This is a genomic window from Streptomyces sp. NPDC039480 (assembly GCF_055597165.1).
The window spans coordinates 455,317-473,119 of record NZ_JBVITX010000001.1 but is presented as its reverse complement, the minus strand read 5'-3'; the positions used below and the strand labels follow the sequence as shown (position 1 = coordinate 473,119).

Below are 17,803 nucleotides of genomic sequence, written 5' to 3'. Positions count from 1 at the left end.
TCGACATCAGGCGACATCAGGCGACATCAGCGGACATCAGGCCAGGGCGACCCGGACTGCGCCGCCCCGCACATCCACCCTCGCAGTCCAGCTTCCGGAGACCCGGAACGGCCGGTTCGGGACGGCCGGGCGGCGCGGGCGGGCGCGGTGCAGGGTTCTGCCGTCCTGTGTGACGACCAACGTGGGCCGCGCGACGAACTCCGTGGTGCGGAGGGTGAATTCGACCGTCTGCTCGTCCGGGCAGAGCCGGTTCGGGGCGATCCAGGCGAGCGGTGCCGCGACCCGCAGCGGCACCGAGGCCGAGGGCCAGTCCCCGTCGGAGAGATAGCGCCGCACGGCCGCCGCCGCCAAGGCCCCCTCGCGCGCCACCACGCGCGCCGGCTCGGCGGCGTGCAGCACGTTGCCCACCGCGAAGACGCCGCGTTCGTCCGTGCGGAAGGCGCTGTCGACGGCGGGGCCCCGCGTGCCCGGATCGAGCAACAGACCGCCGCGCCGGGCCAGTTCGTGGTCGGGGACGAAGTCACCGGTGAACACGACCGTGTCGCAGGGAACGTCCGCCGTCCTGCCGTCCCGGTGCCGCAGCCTCACCCCCGACAGGCGGCCGCGCCCGAGGAGTTCGGCCACGGTGGCGTCCGTGAGCAGCGGCACCCCGCGCCGCAGCCGGGCGTCCAGGGCGCGGGCGGGCGGCGCCTGGTGGCGCCGGTGTTCGGTGACCTGCGCGGTGACGGAGACCCCGGCCCGCCGCAGGGTGTCCAGGGCGGTGAAGCTCACCGGTTCCGCGCCGACCACGACGGCCCGCGTGCCGATCCGCTGCCGGTGGAGGTGGACGGCCTGTTGGAGTTCGCCGGTGGTGTAGACCCCGGCGGGTCGCGTCCCCGGCACCAGGCGTGCGGCGCGCGGCCGCTCCCTGGCGCCCGTGGCGAGGACGACCGCACGGGCGGTGATCCGTTCCAGGCCCCGGGGGCTCGTGGTGTCCAGGGTGAGCGGCGCCGCCCAGGACGTGACGGTGACGCCGGTCCGCAGCACCGCGCCGGTGCCCACGGCCGCCGCCACGCACCGCTCCGCGTACTGCGGTCCCGTCATCCCGAGGCGTCCGAAGCCGCCGTGCAGGCAGTGCCGCGGCACTCCGCCCGCCTGCCGCTCGCGGTCCACCACCTCGACCTCGCCGACGCCCGCCGCGGCCAGCCCGACCGCCATGGCGAGGCCCGCGGGTCCGGCGCCGACGACCAGCACGTCGACGATCCGCTCGCGCCTCATCCGGTACCCAACTCCGCACCCCGTTCGTAGAGTTCCCGCACCTCGGCACCGCAGTAGAAGCCCTGGCAGCGTCCGCCCCGCGCCCGGGTGCGCCGCCGCAGGCCGTCCAGCGAGCCGGGCGGCACCGTGGCCGCGAGGGCATCCCGGATCTCGCCGCGCGTCACCCGTTCACAGTGGCAAACGATGTCGCCGTACGCGGGATCGGTGGCGATGAGATCGGCGCGCTGATATGGGCGGGGGAAGGCCTCGCCGAGGTTCGGCATCCGGACGGGCGGCAGGTCGCGGGGGCCGGGCAGCTCCAGGCCCGTGGCGGCGAGGAGTTCGGCGACGTGTGCCGCGATGGCCAGGGACGCGGTGAGGCCGGTGGAGCGGATGCCGCCGACGGTGACGTAGCGCTGTTCCTTGTGGGCGCCGATGCGGTAGTCGTCGTGCTCGGTGGCGGCGCGCAGCCCGGCGTAGACCGCGGTGACCTCCTCGTCGAGCAGCTCCGGGAGGATACGGCGGCCCTTCTCGCGCAGCGCGGCGATGCCGTCGACGGTCGACCCGGTCGCCGCCCTGTCGTCCGACTCCTCGGCGGTGGGCCCCAGAAGGACGTTGCCGTACACGGTCGGGGCCACGAGGACGCCCTTGCCGAGCGCCGTGGGAACGGGCAGCAGGATGTGCCGCACCAGGTCGCGGGCGAGCTTGTCGAAGACGAGGAGCTGGCCGCGGCGCGGGGTGACGGTGAAGTCGTCGTGGCCGAGCAGCCGGTCGACGGTGTCGGCGTGCAGGCCGGCGGCGTTGACGAGATACCGGGTCCGCACGGGGCCGCGGCTCGTGGTCAGGAGATGGGTGTCGTACGTCGTGTCGACGTCCTCCACCCGGCAGTTGAGGAGCAGGTCGACGCCCGCGCGCACGGCCTGGGTGGCGTAGGCGAGGGTGGTGGTCCAGGGGCAGATGATGCTCTCGCCGGGGACGTCGAGTGCGCCGAGGGCGCCGGGGCCGAGGTGCGGCTCGCGCGCCCGGACCTCCGGGGGGCCGATGATCCGCGCCGCGTCGTACCCGTTGCGCTCCGCTTTCTCCAACAGGCCGGGCAAGGCTGCCAGTTGTGTGTCGTTCCAGGCGACGAGGAGGGCGCCGACCGGCTCGACGGGGATTTCGGACTCCGAGGCGTACGCGGCGAGCAGCCGTCGGCCCTCGCGGACCAGGCGGGACTCCAGGGATCCGGGTACCGCGTCGAAGCCGGTGTGCAGGATCGCCGTGTTCGCCTTCGACGTGCCCTCGCCGACGTCGTTCGAGGCCTCCACCAGGGCGATGCGCAGGCCGGGGTGGCGGGCCAGTTCGCGGGCGACGGCCGAGCCGACGACTCCCGCGCCGATGACGGCCACGTCGTACGTCACGTCGGGCGGCGTGCCACGCCTGGTCAGCGCCATCAGGGCGTACGTTCCAGGAGTGCCGTCACCGCCGCGTCGAAGCCCGCGAGGCGTTCGGCGGCCCGGTCCGCGTCGATGCGCGGTTCGTAGACGGCGGCGGGCCGCCACTCCGGGACGGCGTCGGCGACGGCGAGTGCGGGATCGAGACCGATGCGGGCGACGGCTGCCGCGCCGAGGGCGGTTACGTCGGGCAACGCCGATACTTCGACGGGCAGTTGGAGCAGGTCGGCCTGGGTCTGCATGAGCAGGGCCGAGCGGGTCAGGCCGCCGTCGACCCGCAGGCTCGTCAGGGGCTGTCCCAGGTCGGCGGCGACGGCGTCGGCGAGCGAGACGACCTGCGCGGCGACGCCCTCGCAGAGGGCGCGCACCAGGTGGCCCGCGGTGGTGTCGAGGCCGAGCCCGGTCAGCGATCCGCGCAGGTCACCGCGCCACCAGGGCGCTGCGAGACCGGCGAGCGCCGGCACGAAGGTGACGCCCCCGGCGTCCGGGACGGCGGAACCCACAGGGTCGATGTCCTCGGCGCCCGCGATCACGCCGAGGTCGGTGAGCCAGCGGACGGCGGACGCGGCCGTGTAGACCTGCCCGTCGAGGCAGTAGCTGCTCCGGCCCGCGAGCCGCCAGGCGACACAGCTGACGAGCCCCGAGCTGCCGCGCCGCGGTCGCGCCCCGGTCTGGGCGAGCAGGAACGCCCCTGTTCCGTAGGTGCACTTGGCGCTGCCGGGGGTGGTCACGTCCTGGGCGAGCAGCGCAGCCTGCTGGTCGACGAGGAGGCCGGTGAGGGGGAGTTCGGGGCCGAACGCGGTGGTCGTGCCGACCGGTCCCGCCGCGTCGACGACCCGAGGCAAGCGCTCGTCGCCGAGGCCGTAGAGCTCCAGGGCCCGCGGTGACCAGGCGACGGTGTCGAGGTCGAGGAGCTGGGTGCGGCCTGCCGTCGCGGCGTCCGTGACGTAGGCGCCGGTGAGGCGGTGGACGAGCCAGGCGTCGCTGGTCGTGACCACGCCGCGCCGGGTCAGGTGGCGGCGTATCCACGCCATCTTGGGAGCGGCGAAGTACGGATCGAGGGGCAGGCCGGTGAGTTCCCGCAACTCATCTGCGTGATCTGCGAGTTCGGCGCAGACCGACTCCGCGCGGCGGTCCTGCCAGACGAGGGCGTCGGTGAGGGGCCGCCCGGTCTCCGGATCCCAGGCGAGGACGGTCTCGCCCTGGTTGGCGAGGCCGACGGCGGCGACCGGTTCGCCCGCGTCCGCCAGCGCCGCGCGGCCCGCTTCGACGACGGACGAGAACAGTTCGGCGGGGTCGGCCTCCACTAGGCCGCCGGGCAGGAAGCGGGGGCGTACCGGCGCCGCGCCCGACCCGATCACACCGCGCTCCGGGCAGACGACGAGGGCCTTCGTCCCGGAGGTGCCCTGGTCCACGGCGAGCACGGGGCGCTGCGCCGGGGGCCGCTGATAGCTGATCACCGCGGGAAGACTGCTACAGCGGCCCGGAGGGCGTCAAGGGATCGCGGTGACAGATGACGCCCGTCAAATGATCGCTCGGCGCGCCGTGTTGACAGAACGGGGTCACAAAAGATCCGGGAAGTGCCGTGGAACCGGAAGGGCCGGATCTACACTGTCCGCCGAGCCCCACCAGCCCACCCACGTGCCCGACGCCAACTGGCTTGCCGCTTCGCCCTGTTAAGCGTTCGAACTCCGCCCTCTTCCCCCGACAGAGGTCTCATGCCCATGCCGTTAGGCCGCCCGGTGTACCACCCGGCAGGCCACGACGAAGCGTTGCGCGCGGTGCTCCAGGACCTCAGGACCGGCCGCTGGGTCTCCACGCGCAATCTGCTGACCGAGACACCCGACTGGGGGCTGTGGACACAGCGCACGCAGATCCTGGGTGCCGCCGTCGCCGGGTCCGACGTGGTGCGGACCTGGCGCGCCGAGGAACCGCGCAGCGCGTCGGCCGCCGTGCTGCACACCCGCGTCCTGGTGGAGCGGGCCCTGCGCGCCCACCGCACGGGGCACCGCCGGACCAACGACCTGTGGCGCGAGGCGGTCGCGGCCTGCGCCGACGCCTCGGCCATGTCGCCCGAGGACCCCGTGCCGTGGATCTGCCTGCTCGCCCTGGCCCAGCTGGACGTGGGGCAGCGGTGGGACGAGCACCGGGTGGCGCCTCCGGAGCCGATGCTCTTCCCCGGCCCCTGGCAGCTCCTCGCCGAGGCCGACAAGCGGGACCCGGGCAACCGTGAGGCGTACCACCGGATGCTGCAGTTCGTGTACGGGCGCCGCGCGGAAGGGCCGCTCACCGAGGCGTACAACTTCGTGCAGTGGGCGTCGGCCGCGGCGCCCGCGGGATCCGCCCTGCATCTGCTGCCGCTGTACGTGCGGGTCGAGCGGTACCGCAGGGAGGCCGGGCAGGAGCAGGCCCTCGATCTGCACTGGATCTCCGAGGACGCCACGCGCGCCGCGCTCCTCGCGCTGCAGCTGTGGTTCGACCACGCGGCGCCCGCCACGACCTCGCTCGTGGACCTGAACCACTTGGCGCACGCGCTGTGGGGTGCCCACCAGTTCCACGACGCGTCCCGCGTGTTCCAGGCCCTCGACCCCTTCTACACGACGGTGCCGTGGACGTACCGCACCCACTCCCCCGGCGACGCGGACGCCGCCGCCGAGGTCTTCGTCCAGGCCCGCACCCGCTGCTTCAGCGCCTCCCGGGGTCCTGGGTAGCCCCGCGAACCCCACCCTTCCCCCACGCCACCGGAGGTCCCACCGTGTCCCACACCACCTGGTCGTCGAGCCCCGTCCCAGCGCCACGCCAGGACGAGGAGGAACGGCTCAGAGAGCTCGGCTACCAGCCCGTCCTGGCCCGCCGCATGGGCGGCTTCGGCAACTTCGCCATCAGCTTCTCCGTCATCTCCATCCTGTCCGGCTGCATGACCCTGTACGGCTTCGGGCTGCTCACCGGCGGCCCCGCCGTGATGCTCTGGGGCTGGGTCGGCGTCGGCCTGTTCGTGCTCTGCGTGGGCCTCGCGCTCGCCGAGGTCACCAGCGCGTACCCGACGTCGGGTGCCCTCTACTACATGGCCGACCGGCTCGGCGGGCGCCGCTGGGGCTGGTACACGGGCTGGCTGAACCTCCTCGGTCTGCTCGGCGCGATAGCCGGCATCGACTACGGCGCCGCACTGTTCACCGGCGCGTTCCTGAACCTGAAGTTCGGCTTCACGCCGACGCCGGAGAAGACGTTCCTGATCTTCCTGTGCATCCTGCTGCTGCACGCCGTCCTCAACCTCTTCAACGTCCGCCTGGTGAGCCTGCTCAACTCGGTCAGCGTGTGGTGGCACCTGGCCGGCGTCACCGTGATCGTCGGCGCCCTCGCGATCGTGCCGGACCACCACCAGTCGCCGTCCTTCGTCTTCGGTGAGTTCTTCGACGGCACAGGATGGGACAACCCGCTCTACGTCACCGCCATCGGCCTGCTCCTCGCGCAGTACACCTTCTCCGGCTACGACGCGTCCGCGCACCTGTCCGAGGAGACCTCCAACGCGTCGGTGTCCGCGGCCCGCGGCATCGTGCGCGCCATCTGGGCCTCCTGGATCGCCGGTTTCGTGCTGCTCACCGGGCTGACCTTCGCGATCCAGGACTACGCGGGCACACTCGGCACCGACACCGGGGTGCCGCCCGCGCAGATCATGATCGACGCGCTCGGCGAGTCCGGGGCGACGGCGCTGCTGCTCATCGTGATCGTGGCGCAGCTGTTCTGCGGCAACGCCGAGACGGCCGCCGCGAGCCGCATGGTGTTCGCGTTCAGCCGCGACAACGCGCTGCCTGGGTCCGCGCTCTGGCGCAAGGTCAGCGCCCGCACCCAGGTGCCGGTGCCCGCGGTGTGGCTTTCGGTGGGCCTGGCCGCAGTGATCGCCCTGCCTTCCCTGTACTCGGCGACCGCGTACACCGCCGTGACCGCCATCAACGTCATCGGCATCACACCCGCGTACGCCATCCCGATCTACCTGCGCCTGCGCGCCGGTGACCGCTTCCGGCCGGGGCCGTGGAACCTGGGCCGCTGGAGCAAGCCCATCGGCTGGATCGCGGTCGTCTGGGTGGCGTTCGTGACGGTCCTGTTCTGTCTTCCGCAGGTCTCGCCGGTGACGGCCGAGACGATGAACTACGCGTCCATCGCGCTCGCCGTGGTGCTGCTCCTCGCCACCGTGTGGTGGTTCGTGGCGCGCCGCTCCTACAGCACTCCGCAGGCGTACGGCTCGGACCGCGAACAGGCCGAGGTCGCCGAGAACATCGTCTGAGCTAGCAGGCCGGGCGGTCGTTGAGGATCTTCTGGAACAGCCGGTGGTCGCGCCAGGCACCGTTGATGTGCAGGTACTTCGGCGCGATCCCGTACTCCTCGAAGCCGCACTTGGTGAGCACGCGCTGCGAGGCGGTGTTGTGGAGCAGGGTGCCCGCCTCGACGCGGTGCAGGCCGAGCCGGGTGTCGGCCACCTCGCAGACGTGGCGCGTGGCGGCGGACGCGATGCCACGGCCGACCTGTGCCGCGTCGGTCCAGTAGCCGAGCGCCGCGCTGCGGACCGGGCCGAGCACGATGTTCGACAGGGCGGCGTGACCGACGATCTCGCCGCCCTCGACGAACACCCAGTGCGCGGCCCGGCCCGCCCGCATCTCCTCCAACTGTCCCCGGACCCGGTCCGCCTGGCCCTCGACGGTGTAGAAGGCCTCGGTCCTTTCAGGATCCCAGGGCGCGAGGTGGTCGCGGTTGCGCCGGTAGGCGCGGGCCAGCGCCGCCGCGTCGTCGTACGAGACGGCCCTGATCAGGACGTCCCCCGTGAGTACTGCCTCTCCGCCGACCATGCGAACCAGCGTACGAGAGGCCGACGCGGGAGCGTCAGCGGCCGCCCGCGACCCTCAGCACCGTCCCTGTCGCGTACGAGGCGTCGTCCGAGAGCAGCCAGGCGACGGCCGCCGCGATCTCCGACGGCTGGCCGGCGCGGCCCAGCGGGATGCCCGCCGCGAGCTTCGCGGGCCGCTCGGGGTCGGCGTGGAAGTCGGTCCAGATGACACCCGGGGCGACGGCGTTGACGCGGATGCCGTCCGCCGCGACCTCCTTGGACAGGCCGACCGTCATCGTGTCGACCGCGCCCTTGGCGGCGGCGTAGTGGACGTACTCGCCGGGTGCGCCGAGGGTGGCCGCGGCGGACGAGAGGTTCACTATCGCGCCGCCGCCGGTGGCCCTCATGTCCCGCACCGCGCGCCGGGCGCAGAGCAGATATCCGAGTACGTTCACGTCGAGCGCCCGGCGCATGCCCTCGGCGTCGGCGTCGGCGAGGGGGCCGACGGGGCCGCTGACACCGGCGTTGTTGACCAGTCCGGTGACCGGTCCGAGCTCGGCGGCGGTGTCAAAGAGGCGGTCGACGTCGGCCTCGTCGGCGGTGTCGACCTGGACGGTGACGCAGCGGCGGCCGGCCGCGCGGACCGTTTCGGCGGCCTCTTCCGCGGCGGCCTCGTTCGAGCGGTAGCCGATGACGACGTCGTGGCCGTCCTCGGCGAGACGGGCGCTGACAGCGGCGCCGATGCCGCGGCTGCCGCCGGTGACGACAGTGACGGGGTGGGGCTGCACGGGGGACCTCCGGCTCTGGGTGGCTGACTGTCGCGCCGCCCGGACGCGGGGGTCGCCCGCGTCCGGATCACGCCGTCATCCTACGAAGCGGTGATCTTCGTCAGAGCCGAGGGCCGCCGTCGACGCGGCCGTGCGGGGCTACGGGGCCTCCGCCGGGATCACGGCGTCCTCCGGGGCCGCCTTCTCCGCGGGCAGGCTGTCCATGAAGGAGCTGACCGAGAAGACCGCGTTGCCGGGGCCGGCCGGGCCGTAGCCGGGCGGGGACGAGAGGCCGTTGGCCTCCATGGTGGCGCGGTAGGCCTCCAGGAGCCGCACGTGGTACTCCAGGGGCGCGCCCTGCGGGTTCGCCTTGCCGAGCGGGGTCGTCGGCTCCGGGCACCAGGTGGTGAAGCGGGGCGTGATGCCGCGCGACATGAAGTACTGCAGCCCCTCGACGGTCGAGTCGATGGCCTCGTCGACGGTCTTGAAGCCGAAGGGCTCCGCCATCTCCACGCCCGCCACGAAGTTCGGGATCACATTGCGCGGCCCGAAGACCTCCGCGGAGTCCAGGATGCGGCGGTGCCACTCGTCGCGGCCGACGTAGCGCTCCTTGCCGGGGCAGTACCGCTCGAAGAGGTAGGGGTCCCACACCTCGTAGTTGGGGTGGTAGATCCGCACGCCGTAGTCGTGGAAGCGCTGCACGTCCGCCTTGGGCAGGGCCTGGGCGACGACCTTGCCGATCCAGCGGCCCGGGAAGCGCTCCTCGATGGCCTTCGCGTACTGCCCGTAGAAGTCGGCCTCGTCCTTGCCCTGGAGCTGCGTGGTGATGGCGCCGCCGGTGAGCGTGTACGCGGTGGACGACTTGTTCGTGTCGTACTTGTCGATGATGGCGAGGGCTTCGAGGACCTCGTCCATCGGCTTCACGCCCGTATAGGGGCGGCCCGCCGCCTTCTGCTGGCGCCAGTTGTGGTTGATGTCGCAGTACTGGCACTCCTCCTTGGCGCCGAAGTACTGGCAGACCCGGAAGACCGTCAGATAGATGAGGTAGCCCCACTGGATGGTGGGCGCCACCTCCATCACCGACTTGCCGTTCTCCAGCGTGTGCCGGTAGTAGTCCGGCATCGGGGGCAGGCCGACGTCGGAGATCCGCACGCCGTCCAGGTAGAGGCCGAGCACGCCGTTGTCGTCGGCGGCCACGCGGTACGGCGACGCCGGGTTCACGCGGACCGAGACGACGGTGCGGCGCAGCTCGTACGGGCCGCCGGTGAGGACGATCTCCTCCGGCGGGCGGCGCAGCGCGGCGGCGCCCAGCTCGGGGAGCGTGCCGTGGTCGAAGGAGAAGATGAAGTACGACTTCGGCTTGACGTCACCGTCTTCGTTGTCGCTGAGCGCCGACTCGTCGAAGGCGATGCCGCCGCGCAGCAGATCCTCCTTGATCACGGCTTCCCGCGGGACGTGCGGGAACCGCTCCATGAGTGACTCGATGAGCTGGGTACGGCTCTCGGTACGGCTCTCGCTGCGGCTTGGCATGGGCCGGGCACCTCGGATCCTGTCGATCGATCTGTTCCGTCCACGCTAATACCCTGCCGATCCGTTCCGGATCCGACTCCGGTCGCAGGGCGCATCCGCCGCAGGTCTATCCTGCGGGCCCGGCCGGGCGATCCGGGTACGATCTCCGGCATGCCGCCCGCCGACCCCCACATACCCGCACCGAAGTGCGGAAACGGGCCACACGCCATTCCGCCGCAGACTAGGATGAACACTCCCGAAGCGGGCAGCGGGCAGCGGGCAGCGGGCAGCGGGCAGCGGGCCGTCGCGTCCCGTCCCATTTCGTCGCGGGTGCCTCCCGGGGTCGGGAGCAGCGGCGAGAAGCACGTGCTGTTCGCCGCCCGGTCGGCGACCGCCCTGCACCGGCTCCTCGACGTGCTCCCCGTCTTCGCCGGTGACGACCGCATCCGCCGCCGCTTCGCCCTCGTCCCCGGTTCCGACTTCGGTGCCGACGCCTTCGCGGCCGTCGAGCGGGCGGGCGGCCGCACCATTCCGTGGGCCGAGGCCGTCACCCGCCCCCACGACCTGATCCTGGCCGCCAGCCCCAAGGGCGGCCTCGCCGAGCTCCGGGGACCGCGCGTCCTGCTGCCGCACGGCGCGGGCTACAACAAGGCCCTGGGAGAACAGTGGGGAGAGGAGGGCCCCGGCGACTCCGCGTCCGGCATGGCCCCGGCGCTCCTGATGCCGGGCGGCCGGCCCCTCGCCCGCCTCCACGCCCTGGCCCACCCCTCCCAGGTCGACCGTCTCGCCACCGAGTGCCCGCCTGCCGCGGCGCGCGCCACGGTGACCGGCGATCCCACGCTCGACCGGGTCCTCGCCTCCCTCCCGCTGCGCGAGCGCTACCGGGCCGCGCTGCGCACCCACGGCCGGCGACTCGTCGTCGTCACCTCGACGTGGGGCCCGCACTCCCTGATCCGGCGCCACCCCGGACTCCCCGCCCGGCTGGCGGCCGAGCTCCCCCACGACACGTACCAGCTCGGGCTCGTCCTGCACCCCAACGAACACAGCAGGACCGGCGGGTTCGACCTCGCCCAGGACCTCGCGCCCGCTCTGGACGCGGGCATGGTCCTGGCCGGCCCCCACGAGGAGTGGGCCGCGCTGCTCATCGCCGCCGACGTGGTGGTCACCGACCACGGCTCGGCGGCGCTGTACGCGGCGGCGGCCCGCGACGTTCCGGTGATCGCCGCGGGGGACGGCGGCGGCGAGCTGATACCGGGCACCCCGATGGCCGAACTCCTGGCCCGCGTACCGGCGTTGACTTCAGCGGACAGACCGACCACGGCCGATCTGGAGTGCGCCCTTGCCGCGCACAGACCCGGTGTCCCTGCCGCGGCGGCCGGGCAGGCCTTCGCCGAGCGCGGCCAGGCCGTACGCCGGCTGCGCGAGGAGCTGTACCGCGTCCTCGGCCTGACCCCTCCGGACGCACCCGCCGAGCCCCGCCTCCTGCCGGACCCGGCACCCCCCGCCCGCACCCTCGCGGCCTTCGCCGTACAGGTCGACCGGCGAGGCCCGCACCTGCACATCGAACGCCGCCCCGCACGCTCCGACGCGCCCGCCCACCACCTGGCGGCCGAGGACGGCCGGGCCTCCGACAACCAGCTGCAGAGCGCAGGACTCCTGTTCCGCCGCGCCGGACACCCCGCCGACACCCCCGCCGGCCACCCCGTGCGGGGCGAGACCTGGACCGTCGACGGCTGGACGCGGCACGCGCTCGACGAGTACGGCGGCACGCGCACGGCCGCCGTCGCACTGAGCGCCTCGCACTGCGTCCTGCGTCGGACCGGCGGCACCCTCCTCTCCGTCCGCATCGCCCCGCACCGGGAGCCGGACGGCCGCCTCCTCCGCGCGGACCCGGCAGCGGTGCTCTCCGGCGTACACGCCTGGCTCGTGCACCACCCGGAGCCACCGACCACCCCGGTGTCGATCCCCTGCGTCATCGCGGACCGCACCCACCACGCGACACTGGCGCCAGCCACTCCTGCGGAGGGGCTGCAGGAGATCTGAGCCCTCGCTCCCGGGGAAGTGCCTCACGGAGGCGAGATCAGTTCGATCAGGAACTCCTGGTCGGCGGCGCCGGAGCAGCGGCCCTGGACGATCTCCGCACCGGCTTCGGTGTCCTGGTCGCGCAGGCTCAGACACCGGCCGGTGAGGACAGGGTGAAGGCGGAAGTGCGCCGCGGCGGCCGGGCCGAGGGGGTTGATGCGGAACTGCTGGGCCCGGTCCTCGTCGGAGCAGTCGTCGCGAGGTTCGAGCAGGTCGCGGCCCGGCCCCTTCCGCAGGACCGTCAGGCAGCCGATGCCGTACTTCGGGTGGTGCCACTGGATCTGCACGACGTCCTTGCGCAGTGGTTCGAGGAACACGCGGGGCTGGACCGCCTTCCCGCAGGGTTGCTGGGCGGCGACAGCGGTTTCGTAGTCGCCGGTGCGGTCCTTGCCCTCCGTCACGCAGAGCTCCGGCGTCCGGGCGGGGTGGATGCGTGCCCAGCTGCCCACGGCCGGGATGCGCACCCCGGTCACGGGCATCGCGGCCGGCACGGCCGTCGGCTCCGACGCGTCGAAGAGGTTGCCGACGGCGAGGGTGCCGGCGACCCCGAGGCCCACGGCGGCGGCCAGAGCGGCGGCCGCGTGCCACCTCGGGGCGCGCCCCGGGACGGGCGCGGCGATCCGGTCGTCGCCCTTGGTGTCGCCGGTCGGTGCGTGCCCGTCGGTGGCGAGGCGCCGGCGGACCTCGAGCCACCGGCGTACTTCCTCGTCACCGAGGCCGCACGCGCGGGTGAAGGCCTCGACGAACCGTTCCCGGGGCAGGGTGACGCGCCCGAGGGTGGTCGCGATCGTGCTGGCGGGCAGGGTGTCGCCGTGCGCGGTGGCCTTGCTCTCGAGCTGGCGGTAGGTCAGTCCGGACCATGTCCGCATCACGCGGAGTGCCGCCGCGAACTCGGTCGCGGTGCTGACCTGGCCCGGCTGCGGCGCTTCGGCCGGCTGCCCGGCCGGGACACCCTCGTCCCGGCTCGTCACGGCGTCGCCCGAGGCCGGCCGACAGTCCTCGCCCTCGGGCGGCGGACTCGTGTTCGGAAGTGTGCGGAACACGATGAGCACCGTTCCGAACAGGCTCGAACGCCGTTCGGCCTTGTCGGCGCGGTGAGCAACGGGCAGCGTCTGCCCCGACCGGTTCCGACCGCCATGCTGCCGCCCCCTTCGACGCCTGAGCACAGGCAGGCGGCCAACTTACGCACCGCCGCTCCCGGTCGGCAGGTTTCATCAAGTCATTGTCATCGTCCGGCACATCGATCTCCAAGGAGCATCATGCGTACTCGCACCTGGTTCGTCGGACTCGCGGCGGGATCCGCCCTGCTGGCCGGCGGTTCGGTCACCACCGCGCAGGCGGCTCCCGCCGGCGGGGAACCGCCCCGCTGGTCTCCCAGCGGAGTCCAGAGCTGTTCCTCCCACTCCCACCGCGACATCGACCCCGGCGGCGGGGAGACGGTCAGCACCCAGACGCTGCGCCGCAGCGGTCCCCACAACACGTGCGGCAGCAATCCCGTCCACAGCACAGCGGTCAACTACCACTGCTACACGACGAACGAGTCCGGAAACACGTGGACCTATCTGACGGTCCGTTCGACCGGAGCCCAGGGCTGGGTGTACGACGGAAACCTGACGAACGGTGGCAGCACCTACCCGTGCTGAGCTGACGCCTCACCGAGGTCGTCCAGGCCGCCGCCCCGCTCCCGCACCGCGCGCGCCGCCGTGCGGAACTCCGTGGCGGCGGTCGCGTCCCCGGTCTCCGCGGCCAGGTCGGCCAGCGCGTCCAGAGCCCGCAGTTCCTCGCGGGGGGACTCGCTGAGGCGGGCCTCCTGTAGTGACTCGGCGTAGAGCGCCATCGCCTCGTCGGGGCGTCCGAGGCGCCGCAGCACGCGGGCGAGCGCGGAACCTGTGCGGGAGGTCAGGCGGGCGCGGCCGAGGTGCTCGGCCTGGGTGTGCGCGGTCGTCAACAGGTCGGCCGCTCGGTCGAGTTCGCCCAGTTCGGTGAGGGCCTTGCCGAGCAGGTACGTCTGGAGCATGGCTCCGTAGGGGTTTTCGATCTCCGTGTGGATGCGGCGGGACGCCTCGAAGTCCGCCGCCGCTGCCGCCCACTCGCCCCGGGCGGAGCTGAGCAGCCCGCGGAACTCGATGACCGAGGCGCGCAGTTTCCTCTCCCGGGGGTCGTTCCCCAGCGTCTCGGCGGCCGCCGACGCGAGGCGGAGTTCCGTCGCCGCGTCGTCGAAGCGGCCCCGCTCCCACAGCGGGCGCGCCAGCTGGCAGCGCATGCGGATCAGTGCGGTGAGCGGGCCACCGGCGCGCAGCGCGGCGTCGCGTCCCGTGGTGAAGGTGTCGATGACCTGGGTGAGCCGGGGGTGGTCCATGTAGTGGGTCCACAGGGGTTCGCAGAGCGCCCAGGCCTCCGCGTCGAGTCCGTGGGCGTGGGCGACGCGTACGCAGTCGTGGAGCGCGAGCCGTTGGGCTTCCAGCCAGTGCAGCGCCTTCGCCTTCCGCTGCTTCTCGCTGTCGGCGGCGGTGATCCCGAACTCCGCGTCGGGGGTGTTCGGCGTGTCCTGGAGGGGCGGGATCGGCTCGGCGAAGGTCATCCGCGAGCCCGCGCGCAGCGCGTCGGCGCGCTGGGCCTGGCGGAGGTACCAGCGGATGACGCGCCGCCGCCCCTCCGCCGCCTCAGCGGCGCTGCGTTCCCGTTCCGCCCGGCGTGCCGCGTGGGCGCGCAGCAGGTCGTGCAGGCGCAGCCGTCCGTCCCGCTCCCGGGCCAGGAGGCTCGCCCTTACCAGCTCGTCCAGGGCGTCCTCGGCCTCGTCCTCTCCCCTGCCGAGCAGCGCGGTGACCGCCTCGGGGTCGATCCAGGGGCCTGGGTGCTCGACGAGCAGCCGGTAGAGCGTGCCGGCGCCCGGGGTGAGGTCCTGGTACGCGGCGTCCCACACGGCCTCCACCGTGGGCACCCCCTTCGCGTCGAGTTCGGCGGCGAGCTGCGCGGTGAGGCGTGCGAGTCTGCGGGTGCGGTGCTTGCGCAGCCACTCGGCGGCCACGTGGAGGGCGGCGGGCAGGCCGCCGCAGATCCGGGTGAGTTCGGCGGCCGACGCGGGGTCGGCGGCGAGCCGCGGGTCGTCGACGATACGGCGCAACAGCCGTTCGCCGTGCGGCTCTTCGAGCGGTCCCACGGGGAGCTCCAGGTCGACGCCGCCCTCGACGTCGTAGAGCGTCTGACGGCTGGTGGCGACCACGACGCTCTCCGCCGACGACGGGAGGAGCTGGGTGATCTCGGTGCCGGAGCGGACGTTGTCCAGGACGAGGACGAGGCGCCGCTTGCCGGTCTGCTCCCAGTACTGCTTGCGGCGCCGTGCCGGTGCCCCTTCGAGGAGGTCGGTGACCTTGAAGGAGCGCAGCAGTTCGCCCATGACGTCGGCCAGGTCGGCGCCGCCGTCGGGCCGGTGGTCGTCGAGGTCGACGTAGCGCACCACGTAGGCGTGCTCGTCGGCGAGGCGGTGGGCGAGGTGCACGGCGAGCGCGGTCTTGCCGACGCCGTGCACACCGGTGACCGAGACGACCAGCGGGCGCCCGGCCGTCCGGGGTCGGGCGGCGACGTCGAGCACGCGTGAACGCTGTTCGTCGCGGTCCTCGAAGTGCCGGACGTCCGGCGGCATCTGATGGGGCATGAGGCAGTCCTCGGGCGGCGCGCCCGGGGCGCCGTACACGTTCAGTACCTCCACCCGACCCGTCTGGACGACCGTCCCGACCTGCGCCTGCCCGCCCACCCTGTTCCGCGTCCGCTCGTCCACGGCCCCAACCCTAGGAGACGATCGCATTCGGTGAGAGGGGCTCAGGTGTTTCGAGACAGGCGGCCCGAGTTCCGTGACGGGAGAGGGCGTCGGACGTCTCCTGGGGGCCTGCGCACAGGAGTGACACAGGAGGCGACAACCGGGCAGTTTCCCCGGGGAGCGGGAAGTGCTGCCGCAAGCCTGATCGCACTGGTGGTCGGCGTGCGGTGCGCCGCCCTCCGCCGCCGGGGGCGGCATCTGGCATGGCCTGTTCCGGCCCACCGGAAGGTGTAGCGGGCATGTGACTAAATCCCCGGGGAACTGCTCAGGACTCCGGACGGAAGGACATCACCTGATGAGCCATCAGCTGTCGAGCGTCACCACTTCCGCGTACGACGAGGCGGTCGTCCACTACACCTCGCCGAAGCGGCGGGACCCCGTGAAGCGGCTCTGGGAAGAGCCCGTGACCCAAGGACTACTGGCCCAGGCGCTGGGATATCTGGGCCCCCGGGAGAAGACCCGAGTGCTGGATATCGGCTGCGGGGCCGGGGAAGGACTCAATTTTCTTCTCGCCATGGAGGAGACCCAGCCCTGGCAGTTCGCGAAAGGGCGCTACGAATACTGTGGCCTCGACATGGACGAGGCGCTCCTGGAGACGGCCCGCATGCTCCACTGCCGACGCCCGGAAGCCGGGTTCGTACAGGCGGACATGCGCGATCACGTCCCGCAGGATCCGTACGATCTCTACTTCTCCAGCGGGGTGCCGTACTCGCACCTCACTCCCGCGGAACTCACGGACGTCCTGAGCAGGATCTTCGCCGCTGTGCGGCGCAACCACACCCGGTCCGTCGTCGTGGTCGACGTCCTCGGTCGTTTCTCGATCGAGTGGGCCGACATGTGGGCGAACCAGCGCTGGGACTACCGGATGAGCTTCTTCCAGGGTGGCTCGTCCTCGGACGCCGCCCCGGCGCCCTCCGTCCCCATGACGTTCTGGGACTCCTGGGGGCTGCGCAGGGTCATCGACGAGGCATGCGCCCGCGCCGGTCAGCGGTACGAGAAGATCTCGTTCCACGACCGGTCCATCATGGTCGGCCGGCACACGCAGACCCGGGAGTTCAATCCCGACATCCCGCCCTACCGGCTCCTGGTGAACCGGCTGGAACGCGGCGACGAAACAGTCACACCCTCGGACCTCCGCTTCCCGCGCCTGCCGACAGGGACGGCGCCGGACCACGTCCTGAACTTCTTCGACGCCTTCGAGGAACAGTGGCAGGCCCTCCTGCAGACCGACTTCCGCCGGCTCCCCGGCGAGATCGGTGCCCCGATGCTGGCCTGCGGGCTGCGGCGCCTGGAGCACCGGATGGCACCCGGCCTCGGCGTCGGGCACTCCCTGACCGCGCTCGTCCACCTCGATGCCCAGGAACCGGACAACGGCGCGCAGAGGCTCTGAACGGAGATGGCGGTCTCCGCGCTGATCTTCGATCTGGACGGCACACTCATCGACAGCGGCAAGCACTATCTGCACACCGTCCGGACCGTCTTCGCCACCCACGGAACACCCCACGTGGAAACCCACGCCTACGATCGCTGCGCCGGACTCAGCACTCGAGACATGCTGGCGCTGCTGCGCGAGCACTACGGAGTCGGCACCGACGTCGACACCCTCATGCGCGACACCGAACGGGTCTATCTCGAAGGCCTGCCGGACAGCGTCACCGCGATTCCGGGACCGAACAGCCTGCTGCGGTGGGCGCACACCGCCGGTTTCCCCACCGCCGTCGCCTCGGGGTCGCCCGACGCCATCATCACGGCAGCGCTGAAGGCCTGCGGAGCCGACGGGTACATCGACGCACAAGTGGCGGTGGAAAAGGTGCCGCGGGGCAAGCCGGCGCCCGACATCTTCCACTACGCGGCCCGTTTGCTCGGTGCGGCCCCCGAGGAATGTCTGGTCATCGAGGACTCACCGGCCGGTGTGACGGCGGCGGCCCGAGCCGGAATGCGGTGCGTGGCCGTGCCCGCCCCAGGAACGGACCCGTGCTCCCCATCGCTTGCCACGGCTGAACTGGTACTGCCGAGGAACGACCTGTCCCGCGCCCGAAGACTGCTGGAGGACGACATCCCGAGGAACCTGACCCGACCCGCAGCACCCGGACCGGAAACCTCAGACCTGGAACGTCGCACCACCCGGAGGTGACACCCC

At 72.6% G+C, this 17,803-nt stretch carries 14 protein-coding genes; 6 read left to right on the top strand and 8 right to left on the bottom strand.

What is annotated here, in order from left to right; translation table 11 throughout:
- Positions 1–36: 36 nt before the first annotated feature.
- The 3 genes from ACZ56E_RS01820 to ACZ56E_RS01810 are packed head-to-tail and all read right to left on the bottom strand — an operon-like array spanning position 37 to position 4,129.
- Positions 37–1,257: an NAD(P)/FAD-dependent oxidoreductase gene (locus ACZ56E_RS01820; protein ID WP_471209780.1), complete on the bottom strand. Its 1,221-nt coding sequence runs from the start codon at positions 1,255–1,257 to the stop codon at positions 37–39.
- Positions 1,254–2,669, bottom strand: a complete 1,416-nt coding sequence (locus ACZ56E_RS01815) for an FAD-dependent oxidoreductase (protein ID WP_471209777.1) — start codon at positions 2,667–2,669, stop codon at positions 1,254–1,256. The genes ACZ56E_RS01820 and ACZ56E_RS01815 overlap by 4 nt, the downstream gene beginning before the upstream one ends.
- The gene (locus tag ACZ56E_RS01810) at positions 2,669–4,129 is read right to left on the bottom strand and encodes an FGGY family carbohydrate kinase (protein WP_471209774.1); all 1,461 of its coding nucleotides are present in this window, start codon (positions 4,127–4,129) and stop codon (positions 2,669–2,671) included. The genes ACZ56E_RS01815 and ACZ56E_RS01810 overlap by 1 nt, the downstream gene beginning before the upstream one ends.
- A 258-nt stretch (positions 4,130–4,387) precedes the next feature.
- Between ACZ56E_RS01810 and ACZ56E_RS01805 the strand changes: the two genes are divergently transcribed.
- Entirely contained in the window at positions 4,388–5,380 is a 993-nt protein-coding gene (locus tag ACZ56E_RS01805; RefSeq protein WP_468603952.1) for a hypothetical protein, read from the top strand.
- A 44-nt stretch (positions 5,381–5,424) separates the two neighbouring features.
- On the top strand, positions 5,425–6,951 hold the full coding sequence (locus ACZ56E_RS01800; RefSeq protein ID WP_471209770.1) for an amino acid permease: 1,527 nt from the start codon (positions 5,425–5,427) through the stop codon (positions 6,949–6,951).
- Position 6,952: 1 nt separating this feature from the next.
- On the opposite strand, the gene ACZ56E_RS01795 is transcribed toward ACZ56E_RS01800, so the two are convergent.
- The 3 genes from ACZ56E_RS01795 to ACZ56E_RS01785 form a co-directional block, all read right to left on the bottom strand.
- Positions 6,953–7,510, bottom strand: coding sequence for a GNAT family N-acetyltransferase (locus ACZ56E_RS01795; protein ID WP_471209767.1), 558 nt, complete (start codon positions 7,508–7,510; stop codon positions 6,953–6,955).
- Between the two features lie 34 nt (positions 7,511–7,544).
- Positions 7,545–8,276: an SDR family oxidoreductase gene (locus ACZ56E_RS01790; RefSeq protein WP_471209764.1), complete on the bottom strand. Its 732-nt coding sequence runs from the start codon at positions 8,274–8,276 to the stop codon at positions 7,545–7,547.
- Between the two features lie 138 nt (positions 8,277–8,414).
- A complete protein-coding gene (locus tag ACZ56E_RS01785; protein ID WP_468603946.1) occupies positions 8,415–9,785 on the bottom strand; it encodes a radical SAM protein in 1,371 nt (456 codons plus the stop codon).
- A 225-nt stretch (positions 9,786–10,010) separates the two neighbouring features.
- Here ACZ56E_RS01785 and ACZ56E_RS01780 point away from each other — a divergent pair, with 225 nt between their 5' ends.
- Positions 10,011–11,807, top strand: coding sequence for a translation initiation factor 2 (locus ACZ56E_RS01780; protein WP_471209761.1), 1,797 nt, complete (start codon positions 10,011–10,013; stop codon positions 11,805–11,807).
- A gap of 23 nt (positions 11,808–11,830) precedes the next feature.
- Here ACZ56E_RS01780 and ACZ56E_RS01775 read toward each other — a convergent pair whose 3' ends face one another.
- A complete protein-coding gene (locus ACZ56E_RS01775) occupies positions 11,831–12,889 on the bottom strand; it encodes a helix-turn-helix domain-containing protein (RefSeq protein ID WP_471209758.1) in 1,059 nt (352 codons plus the stop codon).
- Between the two features lie 216 nt (positions 12,890–13,105).
- Here ACZ56E_RS01775 and ACZ56E_RS01770 point away from each other — a divergent pair, with 216 nt between their 5' ends.
- Positions 13,106–13,489 carry a hypothetical protein gene (locus tag ACZ56E_RS01770; protein ID WP_471209756.1) on the top strand — a complete coding sequence of 128 codons (384 nt, stop codon included), beginning with the start codon at positions 13,106–13,108 and terminating at the stop codon, positions 13,487–13,489.
- Here the strand turns inward: ACZ56E_RS01770 and ACZ56E_RS01765 are convergent.
- Complete coding sequence (locus tag ACZ56E_RS01765) at positions 13,477–15,624, bottom strand: hypothetical protein (RefSeq protein WP_471209753.1); 2,148 nt, start codon at positions 15,622–15,624, stop codon at positions 13,477–13,479. The genes ACZ56E_RS01770 and ACZ56E_RS01765 overlap by 13 nt on opposite strands.
- A gap of 334 nt (positions 15,625–15,958) precedes the next feature.
- Here ACZ56E_RS01765 and ACZ56E_RS01760 point away from each other — a divergent pair, with 334 nt between their 5' ends.
- Both ACZ56E_RS01760 and ACZ56E_RS01755 read left to right on the top strand, forming a co-directional pair.
- The gene (locus ACZ56E_RS01760; protein WP_471209750.1) at positions 15,959–17,053 is read left to right on the top strand and encodes a class I SAM-dependent methyltransferase; all 1,095 of its coding nucleotides are present in this window, start codon (positions 15,959–15,961) and stop codon (positions 17,051–17,053) included.
- A gap of 6 nt (positions 17,054–17,059) precedes the next feature.
- On the top strand, positions 17,060–17,797 hold the full coding sequence (locus ACZ56E_RS01755; RefSeq protein WP_471209747.1) for an HAD family hydrolase: 738 nt from the start codon (positions 17,060–17,062) through the stop codon (positions 17,795–17,797).
- Positions 17,798–17,803: the final 6 nt, after the last annotated feature.

Excerpts from the sequence above, each read along its gene's own strand:
- ACZ56E_RS01805 (WP_468603952.1), top strand. The coding sequence starts at position 4,388 with ATGCCCATGCCGTTAGGCCGCCCGGTGTACCACCCGGCAGGCCACGAC.
- ACZ56E_RS01760 (WP_471209750.1), top strand. The coding sequence starts at position 15,959 with ATGAGCCATCAGCTGTCGAGCGTCACCACTTCCGCGTACGACGAGGCG.
- ACZ56E_RS01780 (WP_471209761.1), top strand. The coding sequence starts at position 10,011 with ATGAACACTCCCGAAGCGGGCAGCGGGCAGCGGGCAGCGGGCAGCGGG.
- ACZ56E_RS01795 (WP_471209767.1), bottom strand. The coding sequence starts at position 7,510 with ATGGTCGGCGGAGAGGCAGTACTCACGGGGGACGTCCTGATCAGGGCC.
- ACZ56E_RS01820 (WP_471209780.1), bottom strand. The coding sequence starts at position 1,257 with ATGAGGCGCGAGCGGATCGTCGACGTGCTGGTCGTCGGCGCCGGACCC.
- ACZ56E_RS01755 (WP_471209747.1), top strand. The coding sequence starts at position 17,060 with ATGGCGGTCTCCGCGCTGATCTTCGATCTGGACGGCACACTCATCGAC.
- ACZ56E_RS01815 (WP_471209777.1), bottom strand. The coding sequence starts at position 2,669 with ATGGCGCTGACCAGGCGTGGCACGCCGCCCGACGTGACGTACGACGTG.
- ACZ56E_RS01785 (WP_468603946.1), bottom strand. The coding sequence starts at position 9,785 with ATGCCAAGCCGCAGCGAGAGCCGTACCGAGAGCCGTACCCAGCTCATC.
- ACZ56E_RS01770 (WP_471209756.1), top strand. The coding sequence starts at position 13,106 with ATGCGTACTCGCACCTGGTTCGTCGGACTCGCGGCGGGATCCGCCCTG.